Annotated in this window: 23 protein-coding genes; 13 read left to right on the top strand and 10 right to left on the bottom strand. The window is 40.0% G+C overall.

Going from position 1 to position 24,218, the window contains the following annotated elements; translation table 11 throughout:
• Positions 1-315 precede the first annotated feature (315 nt).
• A complete protein-coding gene (locus tag BV372_RS21845; protein ID WP_086688597.1) occupies positions 316-966 on the top strand; it encodes a hypothetical protein in 651 nt (216 codons plus the stop codon).
• Between the two features lie 8 nt (positions 967-974).
• On the opposite strand, the gene BV372_RS21850 is transcribed toward BV372_RS21845, so the two are convergent.
• The 3 genes from BV372_RS21850 to BV372_RS21860 all read right to left on the bottom strand — a co-directional run bounded on the left by BV372_RS21850 (position 975) and on the right by BV372_RS21860 (position 3,526).
• A complete protein-coding gene (locus BV372_RS21850) occupies positions 975-1,556 on the bottom strand; it encodes a hypothetical protein (protein ID WP_086688598.1) in 582 nt (193 codons plus the stop codon).
• On the bottom strand, positions 1,537-2,796 hold the full coding sequence (locus BV372_RS21855; RefSeq protein ID WP_086688599.1) for a peptidoglycan-binding protein: 1,260 nt from the start codon (positions 2,794-2,796) through the stop codon (positions 1,537-1,539). The genes BV372_RS21850 and BV372_RS21855 overlap by 20 nt, the downstream gene beginning before the upstream one ends.
• 238 nt (positions 2,797-3,034) lie before the next feature.
• Positions 3,035-3,526 (bottom strand): orange carotenoid protein N-terminal domain-containing protein, encoded by a 492-nt coding sequence (locus tag BV372_RS21860; protein ID WP_086688600.1) that lies wholly within the window; start codon positions 3,524-3,526, stop codon positions 3,035-3,037.
• Between the two features lie 433 nt (positions 3,527-3,959).
• Here BV372_RS21860 and BV372_RS21865 point away from each other — a divergent pair, with 433 nt between their 5' ends.
• The 3 genes from BV372_RS21865 (at position 3,960) to BV372_RS21875 (ending at position 7,059) form a co-directional block, all read left to right on the top strand.
• Positions 3,960-5,504 (top strand): FAD-dependent oxidoreductase, encoded by a 1,545-nt coding sequence (locus BV372_RS21865; protein WP_086688601.1) that lies wholly within the window; start codon positions 3,960-3,962, stop codon positions 5,502-5,504.
• A 79-nt stretch (positions 5,505-5,583) separates the two neighbouring features.
• Positions 5,584-6,288, top strand: a complete 705-nt coding sequence (locus tag BV372_RS21870) for an actin-binding WH2 domain-containing protein (protein ID WP_086688602.1) — start codon at positions 5,584-5,586, stop codon at positions 6,286-6,288.
• Positions 6,289-6,351: 63 nt separating this feature from the next.
• Positions 6,352-7,059 (top strand): actin-binding WH2 domain-containing protein, encoded by a 708-nt coding sequence (locus BV372_RS21875; protein WP_086688603.1) that lies wholly within the window; start codon positions 6,352-6,354, stop codon positions 7,057-7,059.
• A 60-nt stretch (positions 7,060-7,119) separates the two neighbouring features.
• Here BV372_RS21875 and BV372_RS21880 read toward each other — a convergent pair whose 3' ends face one another.
• Positions 7,120-8,106 (bottom strand): putative 2-dehydropantoate 2-reductase, encoded by a 987-nt coding sequence (locus BV372_RS21880; RefSeq protein ID WP_086688604.1) that lies wholly within the window; start codon positions 8,104-8,106, stop codon positions 7,120-7,122.
• Between the two features lie 146 nt (positions 8,107-8,252).
• Between BV372_RS21880 and BV372_RS21885 the strand changes: the two genes are divergently transcribed.
• Positions 8,253-8,654 carry a fasciclin domain-containing protein gene (locus tag BV372_RS21885; protein WP_086688605.1) on the top strand — a complete coding sequence of 134 codons (402 nt, stop codon included), beginning with the start codon at positions 8,253-8,255 and terminating at the stop codon, positions 8,652-8,654.
• Between the two features lie 178 nt (positions 8,655-8,832).
• Positions 8,833-9,168: a hypothetical protein gene (locus BV372_RS21890; protein ID WP_086688606.1), complete on the top strand. Its 336-nt coding sequence runs from the start codon at positions 8,833-8,835 to the stop codon at positions 9,166-9,168.
• A gap of 228 nt (positions 9,169-9,396) precedes the next feature.
• Here the strand turns inward: BV372_RS21890 and crtA are convergent, their stop codons facing one another.
• Positions 9,397-10,257 (bottom strand): cyanoexosortase A, encoded by an 861-nt coding sequence (gene crtA, locus BV372_RS21895; RefSeq protein ID WP_086688607.1) that lies wholly within the window; start codon positions 10,255-10,257, stop codon positions 9,397-9,399.
• Positions 10,258-10,759: 502 nt separating this feature from the next.
• On the bottom strand, positions 10,760-12,937 hold the full coding sequence (locus BV372_RS21900) for a hypothetical protein (protein ID WP_086688608.1): 2,178 nt from the start codon (positions 12,935-12,937) through the stop codon (positions 10,760-10,762).
• A gap of 95 nt (positions 12,938-13,032) precedes the next feature.
• On the opposite strand from BV372_RS21900, the gene BV372_RS21905 reads away from it, so the two are divergent.
• From BV372_RS21905 to BV372_RS21920, 4 genes are all read left to right on the top strand, one after another.
• Complete coding sequence (locus BV372_RS21905; protein ID WP_086688609.1) at positions 13,033-14,343, top strand: proton extrusion protein PcxA; 1,311 nt, start codon at positions 13,033-13,035, stop codon at positions 14,341-14,343.
• Positions 14,344-14,372: 29 nt separating this feature from the next.
• Positions 14,373-15,635, top strand: a complete 1,263-nt coding sequence (locus BV372_RS21910) for a murein transglycosylase A (RefSeq protein WP_086688610.1) — start codon at positions 14,373-14,375, stop codon at positions 15,633-15,635.
• 245 nt (positions 15,636-15,880) lie between these two features.
• Entirely contained in the window at positions 15,881-16,339 is a 459-nt protein-coding gene (locus BV372_RS21915) for a PIN domain-containing protein (RefSeq protein ID WP_086688611.1), read from the top strand.
• A gap of 61 nt (positions 16,340-16,400) precedes the next feature.
• Positions 16,401-17,000: an HD domain-containing protein gene (locus tag BV372_RS21920; RefSeq protein ID WP_086688612.1), complete on the top strand. Its 600-nt coding sequence runs from the start codon at positions 16,401-16,403 to the stop codon at positions 16,998-17,000.
• A 98-nt stretch (positions 17,001-17,098) separates the two neighbouring features.
• Here the strand turns inward: BV372_RS21920 and BV372_RS21925 are convergent, their stop codons facing one another.
• On the bottom strand, positions 17,099-17,815 hold the full coding sequence (locus BV372_RS21925) for a biotin/lipoate A/B protein ligase family protein (RefSeq protein ID WP_086688613.1): 717 nt from the start codon (positions 17,813-17,815) through the stop codon (positions 17,099-17,101).
• A gap of 30 nt (positions 17,816-17,845) precedes the next feature.
• Positions 17,846-18,325 (bottom strand): YbjN domain-containing protein, encoded by a 480-nt coding sequence (locus tag BV372_RS21930; RefSeq protein WP_086688614.1) that lies wholly within the window; start codon positions 18,323-18,325, stop codon positions 17,846-17,848.
• 145 nt (positions 18,326-18,470) lie between these two features.
• On the opposite strand from BV372_RS21930, the gene BV372_RS21935 reads away from it, so the two are divergent.
• Positions 18,471-19,538: an aromatic ring-hydroxylating dioxygenase subunit alpha gene (locus tag BV372_RS21935; RefSeq protein ID WP_086688615.1), complete on the top strand. Its 1,068-nt coding sequence runs from the start codon at positions 18,471-18,473 to the stop codon at positions 19,536-19,538.
• 160 nt (positions 19,539-19,698) lie between these two features.
• Here BV372_RS21935 and BV372_RS21940 read toward each other — a convergent pair whose 3' ends face one another.
• Positions 19,699-19,971 (bottom strand): GlsB/YeaQ/YmgE family stress response membrane protein, encoded by a 273-nt coding sequence (locus tag BV372_RS21940; RefSeq protein ID WP_086688616.1) that lies wholly within the window; start codon positions 19,969-19,971, stop codon positions 19,699-19,701.
• Positions 19,972-20,590: 619 nt separating this feature from the next.
• On the opposite strand from BV372_RS21940, the gene BV372_RS21945 reads away from it, so the two are divergent.
• Positions 20,591-21,064, top strand: coding sequence for a hemerythrin domain-containing protein (locus tag BV372_RS21945; RefSeq protein ID WP_086688617.1), 474 nt, complete (start codon positions 20,591-20,593; stop codon positions 21,062-21,064).
• A gap of 326 nt (positions 21,065-21,390) precedes the next feature.
• On the opposite strand, the gene BV372_RS21950 is transcribed toward BV372_RS21945, so the two are convergent.
• Positions 21,391-22,098, bottom strand: coding sequence for an alternative oxidase (locus BV372_RS21950; RefSeq protein ID WP_086688618.1), 708 nt, complete (start codon positions 22,096-22,098; stop codon positions 21,391-21,393).
• A gap of 377 nt (positions 22,099-22,475) precedes the next feature.
• On the opposite strand from BV372_RS21950, the gene BV372_RS21955 reads away from it, so the two are divergent.
• The gene (locus BV372_RS21955; RefSeq protein ID WP_086688619.1) at positions 22,476-23,708 is read left to right on the top strand and encodes a DUF4336 domain-containing protein; all 1,233 of its coding nucleotides are present in this window, start codon (positions 22,476-22,478) and stop codon (positions 23,706-23,708) included.
• Positions 23,709-24,218 lie beyond the last annotated feature (510 nt).

Here is a 24,218-nt window from a genome sequence, read left to right on the forward strand (position 1 = left end):
ATACGGTTCAGTTAAGAAAATTCTTCTGTGAAGGCAAGGGAACAGGGAACAGGGAACGGGAACAGAGAGAGAAAAAACAGGCTTATCTGAACTGTATTGGGTTATAGATCTCTCACAAAGTTGCATAATTAGCAGCTTCAGCAAGACGTGGGGAAAGTTTATCTAACAACCTCTCCGCGTCTTTCCTATCAATAGCCCTCAAAGTCTCTATTTCCTCTATGAGGTAGAAAAAGCAATATCACGACAGAGGGTAATTTTTTAGTACATTGTTATACGCAATACTATGATATTCTTGCGTTCTTAACCCTGATTGGTATGGTTGAATTGGATGAACAGCTACGCTACTTAGTTGCACAAGCCTGTGAAAACCCACCCGGAAGTCCTCAACGTCAGAAGCTGCTTACGCAAATCATTCGCTTGAGCGCAAGTAGACTCTGGAAGGAAAGTACTTCCTATTATCAAGACGCACTGCAACAAACTTGGTTATATTTTTGCCGCAACATTTGTGAAGCTAGCACAGGTCAAGCTTACGATCCCACTTATGGGAGTGTTGTAACTTGGCTGAATGCCTATCTAAAACGTCGACTGCAAGACTTTTACCTCAATCAGCAACGGGAACAAGTTATCAAAGTACCTTTGAAGGTGCGCCATTCTACTTCAGGCGACAATAGTAACACGATTGACCCAGTAGAGAACCTAGCTGCTACCCCGGAAGCTCCGCCAATTTTAGAAAACGTCAGGATCTGGGCAGAAGCCGATACCAGCGGGGAACTATGCAGTACTTGTATTAAAGGGCGTCCAGATGTAAATTGTCAGGTATTAATTTTGAAACGCTTACCCCCAGAAGCTAGTTGGAAAGAATTGTCTGAGGAATTTGGTTTATCAATTCCTACTTTAAGTAGTTTTTATCAGCGTCAGTGTTTACCCCGCTTGCGTAAATTTGCGGAAGTTGAGGGGTATTTATAAACTTCAGCCTATTCCAACCTGATGTCGCGCCTGATTGTTACTGAATTGACAATGCCATCTTCGACACCATGCTCTTGTGGCGTGACATCCGCAATAACTGCACAAGTGCGTGGCATATTTGGAATATCAACCTCGAAGACTAGTTTAGTTGGTCTATTACTATGAAGCTTTGGTGGTTTGGAATAGCTACCAAAGGCATCACTCAGCATTTTCACTGTAAGTTTATTTGTCTCAGCTACAATAAGTTCTACGTGTGCTGGCTCATTAGTTCCGACTTGCCGTACAACCTGCGCCTCTTTAAAAGCAGAATTCGATGGTCGAACAATCACAGGCCAGTCCTTTCCCTGGTCTTCCACAATTGTACCTAGGCTGGTAGCAGCTTCTTGGGCAGTCAAAGGTGCGTTAGATAAAACATTACACAGCTTTTGTAAAGTCTCAATCATTGTTGTCTCCTGATTCAGCTTTGCCTGTAAGGGTGCGATCGCACTTTTATGCGGTTGGGAAATAGATATTGCACCTGTCTGACAGCTAGCTAAAGCCCAGAGAGAAATGGCGATTATCTGGAGAAGTTTACTTTTTGAGATAAGCATCTGTAACTGCTCCACCCACTCTCCAAGCATCAGCTTCCTCTGGCAAGTCTCTGTACTTCTCGTATGCTATGTCATACTGCTTCTGAGCTTTATCTAGCTTTGCCTGATTAGCATCTGTAGGAGACTTATCATGCTGCTCTTTAGCTTTGTCTAAAGCTTTTTGTTTGGTATCGAGATCTGTGAGAACCCGACCGCGATAATCTGCTTTTGCTCCATAAACACTCTCATACCAGCCTTCAGCTATGAGTGCTTCCATACTGCCTGATTTGAGTGGGTTGTTGACAGCACTGCTGGCAATATTGGGGGGAATGTCCATTTCTTTGGCGATCGCTTTGGCAGATTTTCCCTTACCAGCTAGCATCTGCGCCATCATATACCATTGTTCCGCATGTCGGGATTCATGGTAGACCGTATCAGCAATATCAGCCGCCGCTTCATCGGTCAATGAGGCTTGGGAAAAAGCTTCTTTGCCTAAATCTAATGTCCAGGTAACAAAATCAAACTGACCTGCATCTGCTCCCAAATCTTTGATGGCTTTGTTACAAGCAGGTACACCCGCAGCCGTAAGTTGCTTGTTGACTGCTGTTAATAAAGCATCGGCTCGTTCATTTGTAGTTTTCAGTTTTGCCCAATCAGCCTGAACTTGCTTGGCTTCACCTACATACTCATCAGTAGCATCAGTTGTGGCTAATCCTGTAGGGAATGCTGCTGGTAAGGTTCTTGGTCCTGCTTTACCATCTATCTTCAGGGGTGGGTGTTCTTGCTGCCATTTTGCCACAGCTTGAATTGTCTCGTCGTCAATCACTCCCGTAGGTGTACTTCCAACTGTCTGCTGAATCTGCGTAATAATCTCAGGCGTATATTGTTTACTACGGCTAGCATAATAAGCCTTAGCTGAACTCACCTGTGCAGCTGTTAGTAATTTAGCGTCTTTGTCCCCAAATCGTTGCACCTCTAGATTAGAAGTAAGTCTCGCTTGGGGACGCAGTGATATCCGGCTAATATCGTGACTTAGAGGCTGTTGTAGTGAAGCTTCTTCTGACAACGTTTCACCATCAGACGGCAATGCTTGGGATTTTGACGACTCCCAATCCACTTTTTTAGCCAAAATCCGCTCTGCTGGCAAACCAAAACCGCGTGTTAAATTCGCCAACGAAGGGGATGTTGGTGATATTAGCGATGGATTTGTAGATTTGGATGTACCTGCTTTCTGGCGCTGTGCCCTGATGCGCTCACTCATCTGGTTCAATCCCCCAACAGTAACCTAGCCACGGCATACTGTTAAGACGCATCATATACTCAACCAAGATGCGATCGCTATCGACTTTAGTATAATTAATAGTCCCAATATGAAGCGAAGCGATATTGGGAATTATTCTGTTCCCTTGTAATAGAAATATATTAAGCTTCCTATAGTTAATTAACCATAGGAAGCAAGCTTTTATTTAACTACTACAGCAGACGCAAAATTTCAGAATTTAAATTTCCGCACCAGCTTTTGGTTCAGCACCCATTGGTGCGACGTAATCGCGGAAAAGAGTAATCTGCTGCTCAAAACCTAATCCTTTAATCTTATCTAATAGAGCTTGAGATTGTGAGGGAAGTTGGTAATCAGGAGGTACGGGAATAATAGTACCGTTATCCATACCTTGAGATAAGCGATACCAAAATAGTAACTTGGTGGTATCACCAAAAGAACCATATTCACGGGATATTTGGTTATCAACTTTGTTAATTAAATCCCGTTGAATTTGGAGTTGCTCTTCGTGAGATAATTCTTTAACTTGATTGAACAAACTTTCTGCAATTTCTGGGGAAACAGTGCTGGCACCAGGTGCTGCTGGTGTAATTGAGCCACCCATTTCTTTGTATATGAACCAAAACAAAGCTAGCTGTTGATCCACATCCAATTTTTGCCAAGCCTGAACATGTTCGCGAATAGTAGAATCGCTAGTTTGGGTGTATGTCATTACAAACTCCGCTTATAATTCTTCGATGTTTTATGTCTCAAATAAAGGTAACAAAGTTCTATTTATGATTTAACCCTACTGAAGATAGAAGTAGATAAATTAAAGATAAAACTGATAGAAAATTTGCAGAAACACTGATATTGTAAGGGTTACAGATAATAAACTTTACTTTTAATAATTAAATTAGGCAATCAAAAGTATCAGATTAAATTTAATTTTTAACCCTACTGAAGGCAGATATATACTAAGTAGAAATAGAAAATTGAATTGCAATTTTTAGTATTTAAATTTTTGCTATTGCTATGAATGCTATGGCAGCCTGATTTACATTGCAGAGATATCGCTGATCAGTTAACCAAGGTTAGTGCATTTACCCTCTATGCTGAAAGAGGTCTAGCCTAGTAAGCACAATGATTAGAGGGGATTATTCAATATGAGCATCACCGAAGATATTCTCTCCCAACTACCAGGCGATGTAATGGAAGGCCTGCGTCGTAGCGATCGCATCTTAGCATCGTTGCGGGAAGATCGCGCACCGATACCAACGGTAGTCAAACAGAACGATCAACTTTTAGACACCGTAGACTGGGATGTCATTGTCTGCGGTGGGACTTTAGGCATTTTAATTGGTTGCGCCTTAGCTGTGCAGGGAGCCAAAGTGGGATTGATTGAGCGGGGAATCCTCCGTGGTAGAGAGCAAGAATGGAACATTTCCCGCAAAGAGTTAGAAGTATTTTTGGAATTGAATTTACTGACGAACGAAGAATTAGAACAAGCGATCGCCACTGAATATAACGCAGCCAGAGTCAGCTTTCAAGGTGGTACAGAAGTTTGGGTAGAGGATGTTCTCAATATTGGTGTAGATCCTGTTTATCTACTGGCTACATTGAAAACACGATTTTTGGCGGTTGGGGGTGAATTGTGGGAAAACACACCCTTGAGTGAAGCTGTAGTTCATCCCAATGGGGTGATGGTAAACAACCAATTCAAAACTAGATTACTAATCGATGCAATGGGACATCTTTCTCCCATCGCTCAACAAGCACGTCAAGGAGAAAAACCAGATGCGCTGTGCTTAGTTGTGGGAAGTTGTGCTCAAGGTTTTCCGGAAAATCACTCGGGTGACTTGTTGTTATCATTTACATCCTTGCACAATCAATGCCAATACTTCTGGGAAGCTTTCCCAGCGAAGGATGGCAGAACCACCTACTTGTTTACCTACATGGATGCACACCCACAACGTTTAGGTTTAGAAGCTCTGTTTGAGGAATATCTGCGCCTTCTACCACAATATCAGGGTGTGGAATTGAGTCAGTTAAAGTTTCAACGGGCACTGTTTGGCTTCTTTCCCACTTATCGCCAAAGTCCCCTCAAAACCCCTTGGAATCGGATTTTGCCAGTGGGAGATAGTAGCGGTAGTCAATCCCCTTTAAGTTTTGGTGGTTTTGGTGCTATGGTGCGTCACCTGAAGCGTTTAACCTTTGGTATTCAAGAAGCGCTGCAAACCGATCAGTTATCTGCAAAAGCCTTAGCTTTGCTGCAACCTTATCAACCAAGTTTGGCTGTTACCTGGTTGTTTCAAAAAGCGATGAGTGTTGGTGTGCATCAAAATATTTCTCCAGATCAGATTAATCAACTGCTCTCAGTAGTATTTCAGGAAATGCAACAGCTGGGTTCAACCGTGCTCAAGCCATTTTTGCAAGATGTAGTGCAGTTTCCCGCACTGACGCAAACACTTTTGAAAACTGGTTTAGCAAATCCTGGATTAGTTGCCAAAATAATTCCTCAAGTAGGTTTAATTAATTTATTGGATTGGGTGGTGCATTATGGGAATTTAGGTATTTACACTGCCTTATTTTGGCTGAATCCAATGCTAGAAACATTGATAAAGCACCTACCAAGCCAACAACAATATTATTGGCATCGCCTAGTTGATGGTTGGAAGTTTGGTTCTGGCAGCGATTATGCGGATGAATAATTTAACAAAAATTATAGACGCGATGCATCATTAATATGATTAATCGCGTTTTTACTAAAAAACTTGTGTGAGGATTAAGATGATTGAACGGCAATCTTCAGGAATAAAATACTTTACAGTACTAATTGGCTTACTGCGCGATCGCCAAGCTTTTTTAGAAGAAATTACTCAAAGTGTCAGATTACCAAGTAAAATCATTTCTCTTTTAGTTTGCAGTTCCATATTTCTAGCTATCTATGGCGGCATTATTGGCGCGTACCATAGCTGGATGCAAGCTATATCTTCTGCTATTAAACTCCCAGCGCTCTATTTAATTACGCTGTTAATTTGTTTGCCAACGCTGTACTTTTCTAACATTATCTTTGGTTCTAAACGTAGTTTTGGACAGCATTTTGCGCTGGTACTAACTGCGGTTTCTGTAACTAGTGTATTGCTATTTAGTTTTGCACCCATCACACTATTTTTCTTGATTACTACTAATAATTATCAATTTTTAATTTTACTCAATGTCCTGATATTCTCTTTTACAGGATTTATCGGAATATCTTCTTTATACCAAGCCACAAGTGTGGTATTGGAACAAGATAATGAAGGTAGCCAAACACGCCGCAAGATTATACTCTCGTGGCTATTTCTTTATGCTTTTGTGGGTAGTCAGTTGGGATGGACTCTCAGACCTTTTTTTGGCACACCTGGTTCTGCGTTTCAACTATTTAGAGATAGAGAAGGTAGTTTTTACTTGAGCGTTCTGCAATCTATTGGTCATCTTTTAGGGATTCGTTAATAAATAATTAGCAAGTAGTTAATTCATTAATTAAACAATCAAGAATTTACTCATAACACCATTATGCTAGAGAAGCCAAATTACAAAAATAAACAGTTTGGAATTTTAATTAGTTTACTACGCGATCGCCAGGGTTTCTTAGAAGAAATTAGTCAAGGGATAAGGTTACAAAGTAAAATCAGCGCTTTGTTTGTTTCCAGTTCCATTTGTTTTGCAATTTATGGTGCAATTATCGGTGCATCTCATAGTTGGGCACAAGCGTTATCTGGTGCTATCAAACTTCCCGCCTTTTATTTATTAACACTGATTATTTGTTTTCCGACTCTATTCTTTTTTAATGTTTTATTTGGTTCTCGTAGCAGTTTTCAACAGCATTTTGTAGTCTTGCTAACAGCTGTATCAGTAATTGGTGTGCTGTTATTCAGCTTGGCACCAGTTACCCTATTTTTTATGATCACTGCTCCTAATTCTTACCAATTTTTTAAACTCTTAAATGTATTAATTTTTGGGATTACAGGAGTATTTGGTATAAAATTCCTCTATGAAGGAATGCAGTTACTTTCTCAACAAGACGATGTAGGTAAAAAAACGCGCACTACTATTTTAAGATCTTGGTTATTTCTGTATGCTTTTGTGGGTATGCAGTTGGGATGGTTTTTACGTCCATTTTTTGGTGCTCCTGGCTTTAAATTTGAGCTATTTCGAGCAGTGAGCGGCAATTTTTATCTTGATATCGTCGCGGCAATATCGGAAATTTTAGGTTTCCGTTAATATAACTCTAAATTTAATTGTAAGGTGGGCAATGCCCACCTTATCCTGAATTCTGGATTATTAATTATTTTTCAAGTCTGAATTTTGAGTTACTTTAAATTTTTCTTGTCTGACTCGGATTTTCTCATCCAAAAACTTTAGCTGTTGGTATGTACAGTTAATCTGCGGTAAATTCACACCTGCTGCTTGCGCTTTGCGTAATGGGTTACCAAAAATTGCTTCAACTTCTAAAGGCCGGCGTTCATCGTAATCAATTTTCATGCTAGTACGATAAGGCTTCATCTTTACGGTGTAATCAAGCATTGTTTGAATGAAGCTATCAGGAATGATGCGATCGCAACTTTTAGCCCCTGCTGCCACTTCATACATCAACTGTTCAACTAATTTCCGAGTATGTTCATAAGCCATTAATTCATCTGTTCTAGCGTTGAGAATTACAGATAAGCCATTATAGGGGATGTTCCATATCAGTTTTTTCCATCGCCCTAATAATAAATCTTCGGTTAACTCTATCGAGATACCAGCATTAATAAAGTCATTGGCTATTTGCTGCATCTTATCTGTAATCCCACAAGGCTGATAACTAGCCGCATATTCCCCTAAGGTAATTTGTCCATAGTCGAGGTGGCGGATATGTCCTGCTGCGACTTTATTGGAACAGAGAAAACACAACCCACCTATAATGCTGACATTGCCAACTATTCTGGCAACTTCTTCCTCCACCGCAAGTCCATTTTGCAATACCAACACCACGCCATTATCCTTGACGACGGGTGGTAACATCTGTGGCAATAAATGATTTTGTGTCGTCTTCAGTGCCACCACCACCACATCGCATTGTGGCATTTTTTCTATATCATCGTAAGCGTTGACTTGCGGAAGGGTAAAATCACCATCTTTCGACTCAATAACTAAACCAGATTTACTGATAAGTTCATAATCACTCTTCAGCAAAAACTGGACATCTAAACCAGCTTTTTGCAGTTTGGCACCATAAAAGCCACCTAATGCACCAGTTCCTAGAATGGCGTAACTACGCTCGGACATTTTGCTAACAAAGAGATTTTTCTATGAAGATCATAAGGCGAATACGTTGTATACAGACAGCCCTATTTCAAGCTAAATTTATTTAACAAAACTTAAAAAGGATTTACTATCCTTTAAGTTAGGATACACGGATTTAGGTAAAATATATGGCTGATATTGTTGATATTGCAGTTTCTGCTGACTCTTTTAAAACTTTAGTAACCGCTGTCCAAGCTGCTGGTTTAGTAGAGACATTAAAAAGTCCTGGGCCTTTTACTGTGTTTGCACCAAATGATGATGCTTTTGCTAAGTTACCGCCTGGAACTATACAAACTCTGGTGCAAAATATTCCCCAACTAACGCGCATTTTAAAATATCATGTTGTTCCAGGAAAGCTCTTCCAGGCTGATTTAGCAAAATTAGGTACAGTTAATTCTGTGGAAGGTTCACCAATTAAAATTGATTGTTCTGATGGTTTTGAAGTGAAAAATGCCACTGTTTTAGCAGCAGATATCGAAGCAGATAATGGTGTGATTCACGTTATCGATACAGTGATTTTAATGGGTTAATTTGCCTATGGTGGGTAATCCCCACCACAATAAATATTAAGAATTTTCAATAGCATAAATTAATTTAAATTATGTTACATATTTAAAGTAGACACTGCAATATGATGCTAAGCTTGGTTCAATTATTTATAAATATATTAAATTTGTTAGTATATGCGAACATTATCCCAACACATTGATGCTCGATTTTCACACATTAGCTGAGTTCTCCCGCGCCAACTGCGTGAGCATTTGTGCATTTCTAGTGCCAGCCAACTTGCTAGCCACAGTACTAACAATTATCCTGACGGCATTACATCGTCCATTACATCAAATTTGGCAAGCTGCTGGATTTGCGAGTATTTTCGCTTTAATCATGGTAATGCACGTATATAGTTGGTTTGCCATTGGCGTGGTGATGCTTCCGACTTATATCTTGCTATGGCTAGCAATTACCTGTTTGTTGGCTAATTTAATTGCTATTCTCTGGCGCAGACGTTTCGTAAATACCCCTAGCCTCTCCAACAATGCATGATGTGAGGTAATAGAAGGGTGAAAAACGCGTTTTTGTATCGCTAGTATTTCATGGGCAGCTCTTGCAAATGTTATTTTTCTGCACATGAAATTATAAATGCACAATGGACACATGCTTCCAGTCTGACGACTGAACGCAGTGTCCTTCAGATAAACACAGATTTTTACTGATTTAGCCTACATTGGTATTTCTTGGTGGTTTCTATCCATTTAGAATTTTTGTAAGATCTTAATTAATTGAAGAACTCTCGCTATTGTGATTTTGCTGCTCTTCTTGTTTCAGCAGCAACATGTAGACTAGCCCAAAAATTAGGATACCTAAAACGCCATAGGAATAGGAGGCTTGTCCTCCGTGCCAGCTATCAAAGGCAGCTTTGTTGGTTCCTTCCATCACTGCCAGCATGGCAATCCTCACTCCATTGATCACAAATCCTAAGATAATGGCAAAAATCGGTATGAAGAACCGCTTGCTCTTAGCGATGGGAAACATTACCAGAGCAATAATTGAGATACCTAATATATAGTTGATTGTGTCTATTCCCGAACAGCTATGAACTACCTTGATGCTGCCAGTTGGTAGATAAATATTAACGCCAACATTTGTAACATCAAAGCCTGAGTACCACAAAAGCAATGTAGCAAATTTGGCACTCAAAGGTGAAATATCAATTAATAAATCAGCAAGTACGCTGGGCACTCCTAAGAAAAACAGAATAATCAGTTCCTCCCAATATTGCTTTAAGCCTTTGAAGCCCGAAGCCAACAAGCTGACACCAAAAGCAGAAGTAAAAGACAAAAGACGAAGGGTATGTTCGAGATTCTGAGTTGCACTCTGCCATAGCACCCAAATAATTAAGAGCAAGCCCACAATGCTGGAGAAAACATCACTTTCAAAGCGCAATGTATGTCGTTTGTCCCATAATAGGGAGCCTGTAGCGAACAAAAACAGAATACTCATGCCTAAATGGCCAACATCATCAGCTTTCCAAACTAAGGTAAGACAAATCGCTTCTAGCCCTGCGGTAATACTCAAGAGCCAGAATGGTTCATTCTTGAATAATTTGGGTGATATTAGGTCAGTAATGTTCATTACAAGAGTAGGTTTACTAATGTCAAAAAGCTAGGGTTTTAGTAAGATTTAATAATTGGTAAAGTTAGTTTGCAGCAGGCTATTATCTAAATAAAATTTCGTTTATTAATGCCGAATTACTAAATACTTTGATGACATATTTAAGATTACTTCTAAAGCATTATTTGGTATAGGAAATATAGGAATAGTATTTGATTTTTGAAATACACGTGGGGGAGCCACTGCGTTGGACATTGCCCACCCTAAACTTCAACATCTACAATCGCCAATACCATAATCAAGCTACTACCAGATACAAGTGTCATATATGGCTTACCTAAGAATTTTCTGTTAATAAACCGATGTATCCGAATGAATATTGTAAGTTTTTGTTATTCTCAGTGTTATCCCTAGGTATTAATGTAGTAAATATTTAAGTAAAGAAACTTAGATTAAATAAAGTCTTTATAAAGAAAGCTCTAGATTAGATAAATTTTTAGTGAAGCAACGTAAATAAAGTCACTTAATTAATAGCAGCCTCAGAATTAACTGGCACACAAGCATTTACCAAAGGTAATAGTGGCCCTAGTTGCTCTTGCCCATTCACAGCTAAATCGCTATGGCACAAATAAACTTTTTCGGATACACGAGAAAGTAAATCTGCCAAAATCCTTTGCAACCGATGTTCTTCTGCTAATTTCTCATCTTCTGCTGTCCAAGGTGAACCTAACCTATCTTGAAGAAACAAGGGCGCGCCAAATAAGGTAGCCGCACCACCTTTTGCCCACAGAGGCGAACTAGCATCCAACCAAAAATGCCAACGATGAAATCTTCTACTAGAACGGTACTGGAAGATGGTTGCTAAGGTAACAGCTTTTCTGGCTGGGCCAATAGGGCGTAAAGGATAGGGGTTGGCAGTAATCGTACCGCGCCGCAATAGTTGAATAAATTCGGCAATGGTGGCTTCAGCAGAACTCAGCGCAGGTAATTTTGAATTGCTTTGTTGGAGCTTAGTATTAATTTCCCAGTAGTGTTGGGCGGTTTCTAGCAATTCCCGTAAGGCTGCTAGTTGCTCATAGGGGGGATTGCAATCTTTACAAAGAAAATCTTGAATTGCCAGGTATAACAGGGAAATAGGGCTAGGAATTAATCGCTGTTCTTGTTGCGATCGCTGTTTTTCTAACCACTGTAATATCTCACTATAAGCTGTTGTGGCTGCATAGCCAATTCGATCCCAGCGCTCGAAGGTTGTCACTGGTAGCAAATTAGGGCGTTCTGGATGCGGTTCAAAGCAGTAATCGGCAATCAACCCAGCGCGTACAGGATCGATGTCACTACTGAGTTCTGAGCCGTTGTCTGCTGCTTTTTGCTTTCTACTCAATATCACAAGCATCTCAGCTACAGCATCCCGATCTACTAAGCGTCCCAAACCAGGATAGACTAGGGCAAGCATAGTGAGTAATGCTCTAATTGCAGGTGAACTAATCAGGGGACGTTGGTTGTTGAGTGGTTCTACCTGGATGTTTTGCTTGTTGAGGATTTCTATTAGGGTATAACGAGCGATCGCATCTAAACCAGGTGCAATTACTGCCACTTCTTCTGGTTCTACTTGTCCTGACTTGATCGCATCCACAATCACTTCTGCTGTTTGCCGCAACAGTTGGGCACGGGAGGTAGTTTGAATTGACTGTACCGTTTCTGGCAAGCTTAATATCACCGTTGGTTCTGTGGCTAATTCCACCATTTGCGTAGCCAACTCAATTGCCAAAGACTCTATAGGTGGCCCAATCAACGTTTCTACTTGACAACGCCCTGCCAATCCTTCTAAATAGTTGGGATCTGCACCTAATCCCAAGCGCACTGCACCCTCAGGATTGTAGCTAAACGCGCCTACTGCCCCTTGATCTAATAAGAAATCAAACAGGTGACGGGCTATGCCAGGATAATCATCCACATCATCTGCTAAGACAGCTTGATAACGTTTCGCTAGATGTTGTTGATAATTTTCATTGGTTAACAAGTGGTGATTGTACAGTTCGGTAATAATCCCATAAGTCAGCAATCCCCTGTGTAAACACCAGTCGCGCCAATCTAGCAACAAAGATGCGAGAAAATCCGGCTCTAAATTGATCGGATTATCTCCTAACCCGCTTGCCAAAATTTCGGAAATGCGATCACACTTTTCACCGCTGTAGGCTGCTAATTGCAATAAATCTAGGATGCGCCGCACCAAACGATACTCATTTACTCCCGCACGGCGCAGAGTTTCTTCATCTAACTGCGAACGCCAGAGTTTGGTTGCCAATTCCTGCTCGGTTTCTGGACGTAATCTCACGGGAAATTGGGCGTTTAGCTTGAAAGAATCAATCAGCAACGGCCAAAATAAAATTACTTCATCCTGAAAAAAACCCAGAGGTGTTTTAGCTCTTACAGGATATTTACCCAAAGTAGCCGTAACAATTCTATCTCCTAATTCTCGGCGGTTATCATCGTTAGCCGCCAAGAGCAAAACTCCTGTTTCTGTTTGGCGAACATCCCAGCGTTTGGCTAAATTTTTACCTTTTTTTTGCTCTTTTTGGTTAGTATAAAATGATTCAGTATTTTGATTTTCGCTCTGTACCCAACGACAAAACTGCTGAATTAAGCGAGCAGTCTTGCCACTACGGCTACCACCAACAATCCAAACAGAATGAGAAACCACAAACCCTCTCCTTGTAGATTTAGTTAGTATACTTCGTGCGTTAATTTAAGGTTAAGAATTAAGAATCACCAAATTATGCTGGATGATTGCGGACGATGAATAACTCTGTTTTTAGCCAAAAAATTTACCCTTTCTTGCTGAGTCTTTACCGATGGTACTTACGAACGCCAGAGCGTTCACTGGATGAGGCTTACAACGCGGCATTAAAGATTAAAGAATTAGAAGATAAACATTTCAATGGTAATAAAATAGACCCTGATTTAACCATGTACAGTAGCAATGTCATGGATTATTTTCAGTCAGATCTGAAAAAGCAATTAAAAATTGCTCGGATGCGACTAACAGAGTTTAAAGGTAGCCGTTGGTTTTTAAACGAAGCTAATCAAAAAGCTGCGAATAAAGCAGGTATAGAATATCCCGAACTTTCCTTAATTTTAGGAAAGCTCAGATTCATCGATCAAGTGCTTTCAAAATATACCGTTGTTGAGGATGAGGTAAATTCCCTAGCAGTAGTGGATAAACCTCCCAAGATCCAAACTGACTCAGTAGTTGCTCAAACATCAATACCAAAAATCCCTAATAACGTCAGAAAAAAGCCTCAAGGTAAAGCGAATACAACGGGGATATTACCAAGGTCGATTTTAAGTACCATTACTCGTCTGCAAGTTGAATTAGATCCAAATTCTGAACAAGATGTCGTTCAAAATTTTCGCCAAACTCAAAGAAGAACAATCATATCTATTAGGTTTATTTTACTACTAATTATTGTACCACTTCTGACTCATCAGTTAGCAAAAGCATTGGTAGTCGGACCCCTTGTTGAACGCTTTCGAGGTTCAGAAGCAGTGCAAATCTTCCTCAATGTTGAAATGGAAGAAGAAGCTTTAGTGAGCTTAGAAAGGTTTGAAGAAAGAATAAAATTTGAAAATCTTATTAGCAAAGCACCACCACTATCTCCTGAGGAACTAGAAACTCACATGAAGGAGAAAGCTAGTGAGATTGCTGAAGAATTCCGCGAAGAAAGCTCGAATGCTATTAAAAATGTTTTTTCAGATATTTTTTCTGTGGCAGCTTTTATCTGGCTTTTGTTAGTCAGTAAACCTTCTATCGCTATTATCAAAGAATTTTTCGATAATATTGTCTATGGTCTGAGTGATAGCGCCAAAGCATTTATTATCATTTTGTTTACTGATATCTTTGTAGGGTTTCACTCCCCTCACGGCTGGGAAGTAATTTTAGAAGGTGTCTCTCGCCATTGGGGATTACCAGCCAATCGAGATTTTATCTTCTTATTTATTGCTACATTCCCAGTGATTTTAGATACGATTTTCAAATATTGGATTTTCCGCTACTTGAACCGCATATCACCTTCCGCAGTTGCCACATATCATAATATGAATGAATAAAAAAGAGGGAAGGGAAGACGGGGAATTGGATGAGAAAAAAACTTGCCGCCATTACCATCAGCCTACCTATTGCTCTCTTGATTTTCCTGGTACGGATGCCATCTTTGGGGTATCGAGAACTCAGTTCGCCAGAATGTCAAGTTAAAAAGTGGGATATACCAGTGTCATTGTCTAGCAATTCTCAGCCAGCAGTACTGATCCAGCGGTTACCAGTTACTTGTTGTCAGGACGATCGCTCTTGTGTTGATGAGGCGCTGTATGGGGGTGAGAATAATCAACCAGCGGATAAAAAAGCCCTGTTAACCTCCATCGATCGTAGTCTGCGATACCTACAAACTGCTAGGGCGGATGCTGTTTACAAGAGTTATCAGGTTTCTGGGGTCACGCGCGAGCGCGTTTACAAAAGTTTAATTAGATTCCGCCAACTGTTACTCAACACTAATTCCGCCGCAACACTTCATGCAGCGATCGCCAAGGAGTTTGTGTATTACCAGTCAATTGGTAAGGATAGCAAAGGTTCTGTTTTGTTCACCGCCTACTACGAACCACTATATGCTGCTAGTCGTGTGCCCACAGCAGAATACCGCTATCCTGTTTATAAACTACCTCCAGATTTAGATTCGTGGAGTTTACCTCATCCTACGCGCCTGGAACTAGAAGGCGCAGATGGTTTACAAGCTGCAAAAGGTAAACTCCGAGGCTTAGAGTTATTTTGGTTTCGCGATCGCCTGGAACCATATATGGTGCAAATTGAAGGTTCTGCAAGGCTGCAACTGACTGATGGTACTCAGACAAGTATTGGTTATGCAGGTAATACTGCTTATAACTACAAAAGCATTGGGCGGGAACTGGCGAATGATGGCAAATTGCCTTTAGAGGGAATGACTATGCCAGTTATTCTCGATTACTTTCAAAAGTATCCGCAGGAATTAAATGTTTATATTCCTCGCGATCCCAGCTTTGTGTTTTTTCAAGAAACTCAAGGCGCGCCAGCACAAGGTTCTATTAGTCAACCGCTAACAGCAGAACGTTCAATTGCTACAGATAAATCCTTAATGCCTCCTGGTGCTTTAGCACTGATTCGTGCTGCTATTCCTTTTGCCAATGATACTGGTAAATTAGAGCATCGGATTGTGAGTCGTTACGTACTCGATCAAGATACTGGCGGTGCGATTAAAGGCCCTGGCAGAGTTGATTATTTTTTAGGTACTGGGAAATTAGCAGGCGATCGCGCTGGTGTCACAGTTAGTAATGGACAACTATTCTATTTACTATTGAAAGATACAAACTAAATTTATTGGCATTCTATGGCTAGCGAAAATGAGCATAATGCCATGTAAATTTTACCTATAAAAAATTTTTACAATTTTACTTTACTAATTCTTTTTATTTAATCTTGGAACTAAAAAAATAACTTTTCGTCATTCCAATTAAAGCGCTATTGAAAAATCTCTTTGGCAAAATGAGATATACTCTAATCAATGCGTATCAGCTTGTTTATGGCACTAAATTTATCATTGAGTAATAGGGGTTAAAAGTGCTCAAAATTTTAGTTGATGCTGATTTAATATTAGAAGCTTTAATGAATCGCAACAACTGTGTAGAAGATGTTGGCAAGCTATTAGATATAATACATCCTGTGATTCAAATATATATTACAGATGTAGGCTGGCAAAAAATCTACAATTATCTTAGCTGCCTCCAAAATACTCAAATTGCAGAGCTAGTAGTTAATTGGTTACAAGAAAAAATCCAAATTTGCCCAATTGACAATAGTATTTTACAACAAGCAAGATCATCACCTTTAAAAGACTTTGAATCTGCTGTTGAACTGGTTTGTGTTAGTAAGCGCCAACTACACGCAATTGTTACCCACAAACAAGAAAATTTTGCGGAGGCTACTCATAATTTTTGGATTTGGTCAATAGCAGATTTGTGGTTACGGGCAAATCTAGAACTGCGATATATACATACCGAAAAGATAATTCAGTCATAGAAATTGCACCTAAAAATTGCCGAGCCGTTAAGCTGATTAAGGTAGTATTTGAGAAATCATCGTGCAAAGCAACAGACTGACGCAACAAATTCAATTCATCATTGAAATTGATCGCCTGAAGCAAGTCCTGCGTCAAACCCTGCTCACCGACGGATCGCGCCGAGAAAACAGTGCAGAACATTCTTGGCATTTGGCAGTGATGGCAATGACATTAGCAGAATATGCACCCGTAGGAGTTGATATCTTCCACGCCATCAAAATGCTGCTGATTCATGATTTGGTAGAAATTGATGCAGGTGATACCTTTTGTTACGATGTGCAGGCTAATTACAGTAAAGCAGAGAAAGAGTTACAAGCAGCATCGCGGCTATTTGGAATTTTGCCAACAGATATAGGTAGTGAGTTGCGTTCATTGTGGGATGAGTTTGAAGCACAAGAAACACCCACTGCTAAGTTTGCCGTAGCCCTAGACCGGATACAACCTCTACTGCACAACCAGCGCACAAAGGGTGGAACTTGGCGCATTCATGGTATTAGGCGCGATCAAGTTATGAAACGGGTAGCACCTGTAGAAACAGGCGCACCAGAACTCTGGCCATTTGTGCTGCAATTAATTGATGATTGTGTAACAGCAGGCTATTTGCAAGAGGCTCCTTTCTAGTGTTTATCAATATTAAGTGCATCTTCCTGTAGAAATAGTATTTAACTTTTTGCAAACATCGAATAGCAATCAAAGGAACCACAGATAAACACTGATATTTACCCCAAAATATCCTCCCATTCTGATTTTGAGAGAGGTTTCACAACTAACTCAATATCAAAACAATAACTGGCAGCAGCCATCAACGCTGTAATTATTATTTCTACACTGAGACTTTGGGGTAGTTGCACCTGTGTCCAAGATTCTGCACCAAATACCTGGGCAAACAGTTCAGCATCTTGGTTTAACCGCATAGAACCATGTTGCAAAATTGCCCCAGCACGCCGCAGTTGAGCACTACCAATGAGTTTTGCCCCATCGGGTAAAACTAAATCTGCACCTGTAGCAGTACCAAAACAGTTAGGGTTGTGAATATAGCCTCGCCCAACTGTACCGTATTCCAATTCAACGCCAAGCGATCGCCAACCTTGAATCAAAAACTCACAAATTTGTTGGTAAGCTTGGAGGCGAGCGCCATTCAGTCCAGATGTGACGACAGTGTAAGTTAAATCACCTTGGTGTAACACTGCCCGTCCACCAGTAGGACGCCTGACCACATCCAGTTTTTGACCTTGCCAAATTAGATGTTCCCAAAATTCTGGGTATTGGCGTTGATGATAGCCCAAGGAAATAGCGGGTGGCGACCAAGTATAAAACCGCAGAGTCGGGGGATGTTTTCCAGACTGGTGCTGTGCTAGCAACCAGCCGTCAATTGCCATTTGCACATTGCCAGCAGCTTCTAGCAAAGGAATTAGTCGCCACTGCTTGCTATGCATTCGATAGAGCAAACTCCAATCTCAAATTCTTCAAGCTGCACCAAATTCAGATTGTAAAGCTTCGTCGTTATTATCGGCGATCGTGGCCACGATGGTAATGACTCGGGAGACTTCGCCAGGAGACAACTCTGCTAAAGTGCGTGTCGATATGACCACAACTTGGTTGTCAATAATCCCAAACCGAGCTTCCAAGGTGCTAGTACAGTTCATCTCCAATAAATGCCGTAATAATCTGGGTTCATCTTTAGCAGGTAACTTTAGCACCACAGACCAAACTGTAATGGTATCTTCATCACTTGTACCACTAAGTTGGACAAATACTTCTACACTGCCATATTTAAACTTCCAGAGAAAATTACCATCTGAATTGTGGCTAACCATTGCACTGTCATCTTGTTCTAGACTGTCGATGACATTTTCAATGACCTCCACATGGTTAATGCTTGCTGTTTCTACGAGTAACTCATTGACGAGTGGGTTGGTTGGTAGGGTTTCTTGGTAGTTTGTCATACAGATTTTTTGCTGAATATGGTTACTGATTTATCTACACATACTTTATAGCTTGTAGACGCAGTTAGTTTTAGCTTCTAAAGTGATAGTCTGATCTTGAGCCATGTCAAATTGACTTTAGACGCCTACAAGAATACGCGATTCTATGTCTTCTATTTCTCAAGCTGTGCAAAGTCGTGATGTCCGTCAGTTGGGTATCAACCCCAATCACTGGTATGTGGTTGCTCGTAGTAGTGAAGTGACTAAGAAACCTGTGGGTGTGGTACTTTGGCAGCAGGCGATCGCTCTTTACCGAGATGATACAGGCACAATCCACGCTTTAGATGACTGTTGTCCCCACCGCCAAGTTAAACTCAGTCATGGGCAAGTCGTTGGTAATGGCTTAGAATGTGCTTATCATGGATGGCGCTTCGATTCATCTGGTAAATGTGTAGCAGTTCCCTACCTAGCAGACAATCAGAAACTACCCAGTTGTAAAATTCGTCGCTACCCAGTAAAAGAACAAGACGGTTTTATCTGGCTATTCCCTGGAAATGAATCACCATCGGTAGAACCTCTGGGTTTGCCAGAGTGGGAACACCTCAATTACATTGCCACTGTTTCAGTTATTAATTGTAATGCTCATTATTCCTATTTAATTGAAAACCTGATGGATATGTATCACGGACATTTACATCAGGATTTGCAAGCTTGGGCGGAAGCAGCTTTACAAGATATCGATGAAGATGCTAATCGTGTGGATGCCCATTACACAGCACAAAGTTATTATAAAATCGATAAAATTTGGTCTATATCCCAATTATTTTTTCCGGCTTTGCGGCGATTGCATCCTGAACCTTTGGATGTGAGTTATATCTATCCTCATTGGGCTTCAAAATTGGGACAAGATTTTAAAATTTACTGTCTGCTTTGTCCAGTCAATGAAACACAGACAAAAGCTTATTTAATTCATTTCACATCATTAAATGCTTTTTGGCGGTTACATAAATTACCTGTGCGGTTTCGGCGCTTTGTCAAAGATAGTTTATTTGGTGCAGCACAGAAACTACTTGATGGTTTAGTGGTTCAAGATGTGAAGATGATTGAGGAAGAACAGCAGGCTTATCTGCAAAATCCAGATAGGCGCAATTATGAACTGAATCGAGCTTTAACAAGTGTCCAAAGGTTGATGAAAAGTCAGGTTGAGAGAATAGAGTCATCCCTAAAGCACTGAATAATAAAAAGATGTCTAAAGCTTTCAATTTTTACATCATTAATAATAGCGCCTACCTTTGATTAGGCAGACGCTATATATTTCCATTTAATTTCAGGGATAAATAATATCTACACGAGCTCCCTGAACTTTATTCATAATGGAGTTATAAGTTAATTTCTTAGACAGTACTGCCGCGGTTTAACAAGTTCCACAGGAAGACGGCGATGATTGCGCCAATAACCGCGACTATAATACCCGTAATGCTGAGAGTAGGAGCGGTTAATGCCAACGTTCCCGTAGTAAAGAAAATACCTAAACTACCGCCAATAAAAGCACCGATGATTCCCAGCAAAATGGTTCCAAGAATTCCACCACCTTGATGACCGGGATAGATAGCTTTTGCGATCGCACCAGCTATTAGACCTAAAACGAGCCAAGCAATAATGTTCATTGTTTGTTATTCACGAACGTTTTTTACGAACAACTTAAGATTATCAATTTCCCTATTAATAACCAATCTGCCATAAGAATTATTTATCCATATATCCAAAGAGGAATATGAACAATACTATGCCTTTTGATATACACCGTTAATTTTATGAATAAAAATTTTAAGAAAAAGCTCCTAGTAGGTCTAAGACTAGGGGCTTATAAAATTATTGCTTGGTAAATAGTAGTATATGTATTTATGGTTACTTCTCTCCTCTACTTTAAGAATTAAGCCGTAGTATTTCAAAAGTATTGTTAATTTTAAGAGCCACAACATAAATATAGATATTTTTAAGTAAAAAATCTTATTGTAACTGTCGCCAATCATATTCAAAGTGACTAGTTGTGAAAATCATTTTCTACCTCTGGACAGAGGTTTATTTATTTGTGGTTCGTAAAAATTTAATTTAAAGAATTTACATTGTTTTGCTTTTTTATTGTTCAATTAGATACAAATAAAGCAATCAGTTTTTATCGAAAATTTTACTCAAAAGTAATTTTGATTTAAATGTTCATGGCTTAATCCTTTATTGTATAGCATTACCAGCGCTAAGCAAAAGAATTGTTCCAAGGAGCAAAAAATGGCTAAATCTCAAACCCAAAACATTCTATCTTTGATAGAAGCAGAGCATCGCCAAGTTGAAAAGCTATTTGCAGAGGTAGAAAAGGCTGATGCCAATCAATTATATGAGTGCTTTAATGAAATATATAAAGCATTGACATTACATGCTAGATCTGAAGAGTTAGTCTTTTATCCAGCAATGCAGGAGTATGAAGAGACTAAACAATATATCGAAGAAGCTGAAGCCGAACATGAAGAGGCTAAAATTCTTTTAGAAGAAATTAAGTCTCTGAAACCAACTGATTCAGAGTTTAAAACAAAAATTAAGGAACTAAAAAAGGCAGTTCAACATCACGTTGAAGAAGAAGAAAGTGAAATTTTTAAAACTATATCTGAGTGTATGAGCGATCAGCAATTAGCTGATCTGGGTAAGGAGTTTCAAACAACTAAAGGTAAATTAGAGGAAGAAGTTAAAGCAGCTATGACAACATAGGGCAATTTTGATAATCCTTTGTTGAAAAGCCTTTAAATGTTTACTTTCCTGTTAATTAAGCAAAAACGAAAGCTCTATACCATACAAATTTAGGTAGGTTCCTGATATTACTTGGATATTAGTAACCTACCTAAACATTATGAAATTGACAATCAGCTACATCAACTAGATTTAGTAGGTATCTTTAGATCAGGGTTTTGGTGGGCGATGCATACCCTACATATACTAATATCAGTAACCTACCTAAAGATTTTAAAATTGGCAATCAGCTACATCAACTAGATTTATGAAGATTTATAGAATTTCCCATGATTTAAATACTTGTTTTATTGAGTAGATAACACTTCAGAATTACCAACCGCAGATTTTTCTAGCATTACTGTCTCGGCTTCGAGGCTATGTGGACTTTTGAATGAAAGTTGAGCATTACTTTTTTGACAAGCGACCATAGTTTTTACATGCTCCATCTCATCATCTCGAATTGCCACAAATACATCATAGAGATTGTCAATTGCAGGACGGCGTTCGGCTGGAGTATGAGATGTTTGGAATTCATCAAACAGATAAAGGTCTCCATTACGGTAGTAACTTATTGCTATCTCAGGTGCAGGTTGTGCCTTCAACTCTGTCTCATTATCTGTGAGGAATTTGTGATAGCTACTGTAAGCGTGCTCTTCGACCAATTCCATAAAATGATAGGCAGAACGAGGAGAAATCATATACAACGCTACAATGATCCAGTAGTAAACCAATGCAGTTGTTTTCGCTAAAAAGCGATCGCCCCAAAATGCTGCACCTCCCAAAGATTCCATAATCAACAGATGGTGCAATTCATTCCAAGATTCTGCAAAGTGAACCTTGAGCCAATCAGCTTTGCGCCAAAATCCCAGAGTTTCGTAGAGGTGTAAAACTGAGAGATAAGAAAAGTAGGGTACTCGCGCCACAGTTTCCAAGACATAGAAGCGAGGATAAGGGCGATCGCGATAAATTGTATTGACAACAAAAACTAGAACGCTAACTAGTAAGCGAATCATGCAACTCTCCATGAATTATAGTTATTAGCGCGAATTGAACTGAAATCAAGAAATTTGGTGCATCCTTGACTCCTGCCTATCACATCCGCAGTTATAAAGAGAAAAGTTGAGTATCTTGTGAGGAATACGGGCAATGTCAGCAAAAATAAATACAGTAATTAATTTAGTACTTGGAAACTATGTTACTGCCCAATCACAAATGTGTTCATCTTTCTTAAGATATTGCTTTACTAAAAATGTGGGTATTCTAATTCCCTCATTTGTTGGTCGTCAGAGACTAGAATTTTGATTAGAACTAGGTTATTGATTCAACAATTTGCTAAACTCCAACTTTTGGAGAGCAAATATAGCATTGGGAATGCGGAGGGGTTCGCAAAGTGGCTCAAGAAGAACGTACAGGCAACATAGAACAAATTGATCAAAGGGACTTTTCATGGTTCTTCTGGTTCACTTTGCCACTTTACCCATACGGCAATCGGCGGACAATCCGCAAAGAAGTAGTTAAAGATACAGTCTGGACTTTTGACCAAATGCAGGGCATATTTTATGTTGTCGTGCCCATTCGTATGACCGTTGTCAAGCTAGAGGCTGGGGGGCTTCTGGTTTATGCTCCTGTTGCCCCAACCCGAGAGTGTATCCGGTTGGTTAATGAGTTGGTAGCAGAACACGGTGAAGTCAAGTACATTATTCTGCCAACTATTTCTGGATTGGAACATAAAGTCTTCGTTGGTCCCTTTGCCAGATTTTGTCCCAAAGCACAAATATTTGTCGCTCCCAGCCAGTGGAGTTTCCCGCTAAATCTGCCACTTAGCTGGCTTGGTTTACCCCCAAAAAGAACTCAAATACTTCCAGAAGATAGCAAAATAGCACCTTTTGCTGACGAGTTTGACTATGCAATCCTCGGCCCCATCGAGTTGGGGCCGGGTAGGTTTGCGGAAGTCGCATTTTTCCACAAGCGATCGCATACTTTGTTAGTGACAGACTCAGTAATTTCTGTACCAGAAGAACCGCCTGCGATCGTTCAATTAGAGCCATATCCTTTATTATTTCATGCCAAGGAGAATGCCTGTGAAATCGTCGCAGATAATCAGGCAAACCGCCGTAAGGGATGGCAACGGATCTCACTATTTGCTTTGTACTTTCAGCCAAGTGTGTTGGAGGTGATTGGATTAAGTCAAGTAGTGCGTGATGCTATTAAAGCACCAGAGCGTACTAAAAAAGCTTATTTTGGGTTGTTCCCCTTCAAATGGCAACAAGATTGGCAGCGTTCATTTGATGCACTGCGAGGCGATGGCCGGATATTTGTAGCGCCAATATTACAGACTCTCATTCTCAACCGCGCACCACAGGAAACTATTGATTGGGCTAACAAAATAGCAAGTTGGGATTTTCAGTGGATTATTCCTTGCCACTTTGACTCACCAATCAAAGCTGGGCCATATCAGTTTCGCCAAGCATTTTCTTTCTTAGAACAGCAACCAGCTGTGAGTGCTGGCTTGTTTAACAGTAGTGGTTATCCCTTGCCGCAAGAGGATTTTAAAATACTCAGGGATATTGATCGCGATCTAAATAAGTTTGGGATTGTACCACCAGCGAAGGATAAGGTGTAAGACTCTTGTATAAGTCGATTTTTTGAATATCAAACCACAGACGAACACAGATGCACACAGATAAATATCAGTGTTTATCTAGCTTTAAAATGGAGAACAGGGAACAGGGAACGGGGAACAGAGGAAGAAGGATTTTCATCCCTTGTTTGTGGGATTTTCCCGTAATTGACTGTCTTAAAAAGTTCTGTTCGTCGGAGACGTTGGCGTTCGCGCAGCGTCTCCCTTAGGAGAAGCCATCGCCGGAAGCGGGCGATCCGACTTTTCGCTGTGTGTATCTGTGGTTTTTTATTCTTATTCTGATTTTTGCAAGGACAATTGGTAAGTTCTATATGCCTCAGTTTTTATTAACCAAATTTTAATCATAAATCGATTTTGTAATTTAAAGCTCTAAACTTAAATTTAAAATCTGAGTTGATTTACCTGTAAGCAAATTTTTGTATTTAAAATTCTAATTTAGCTACACTGCTTCCAATCTAAAGCCTGCATTTTTTCATTTTTAACTCTTACTCT

The organism is Nostoc sp. T09 (assembly GCF_002154695.1).
GTDB lineage: Bacteria > Cyanobacteriota > Cyanobacteriia > Cyanobacteriales > Nostocaceae > Aulosira.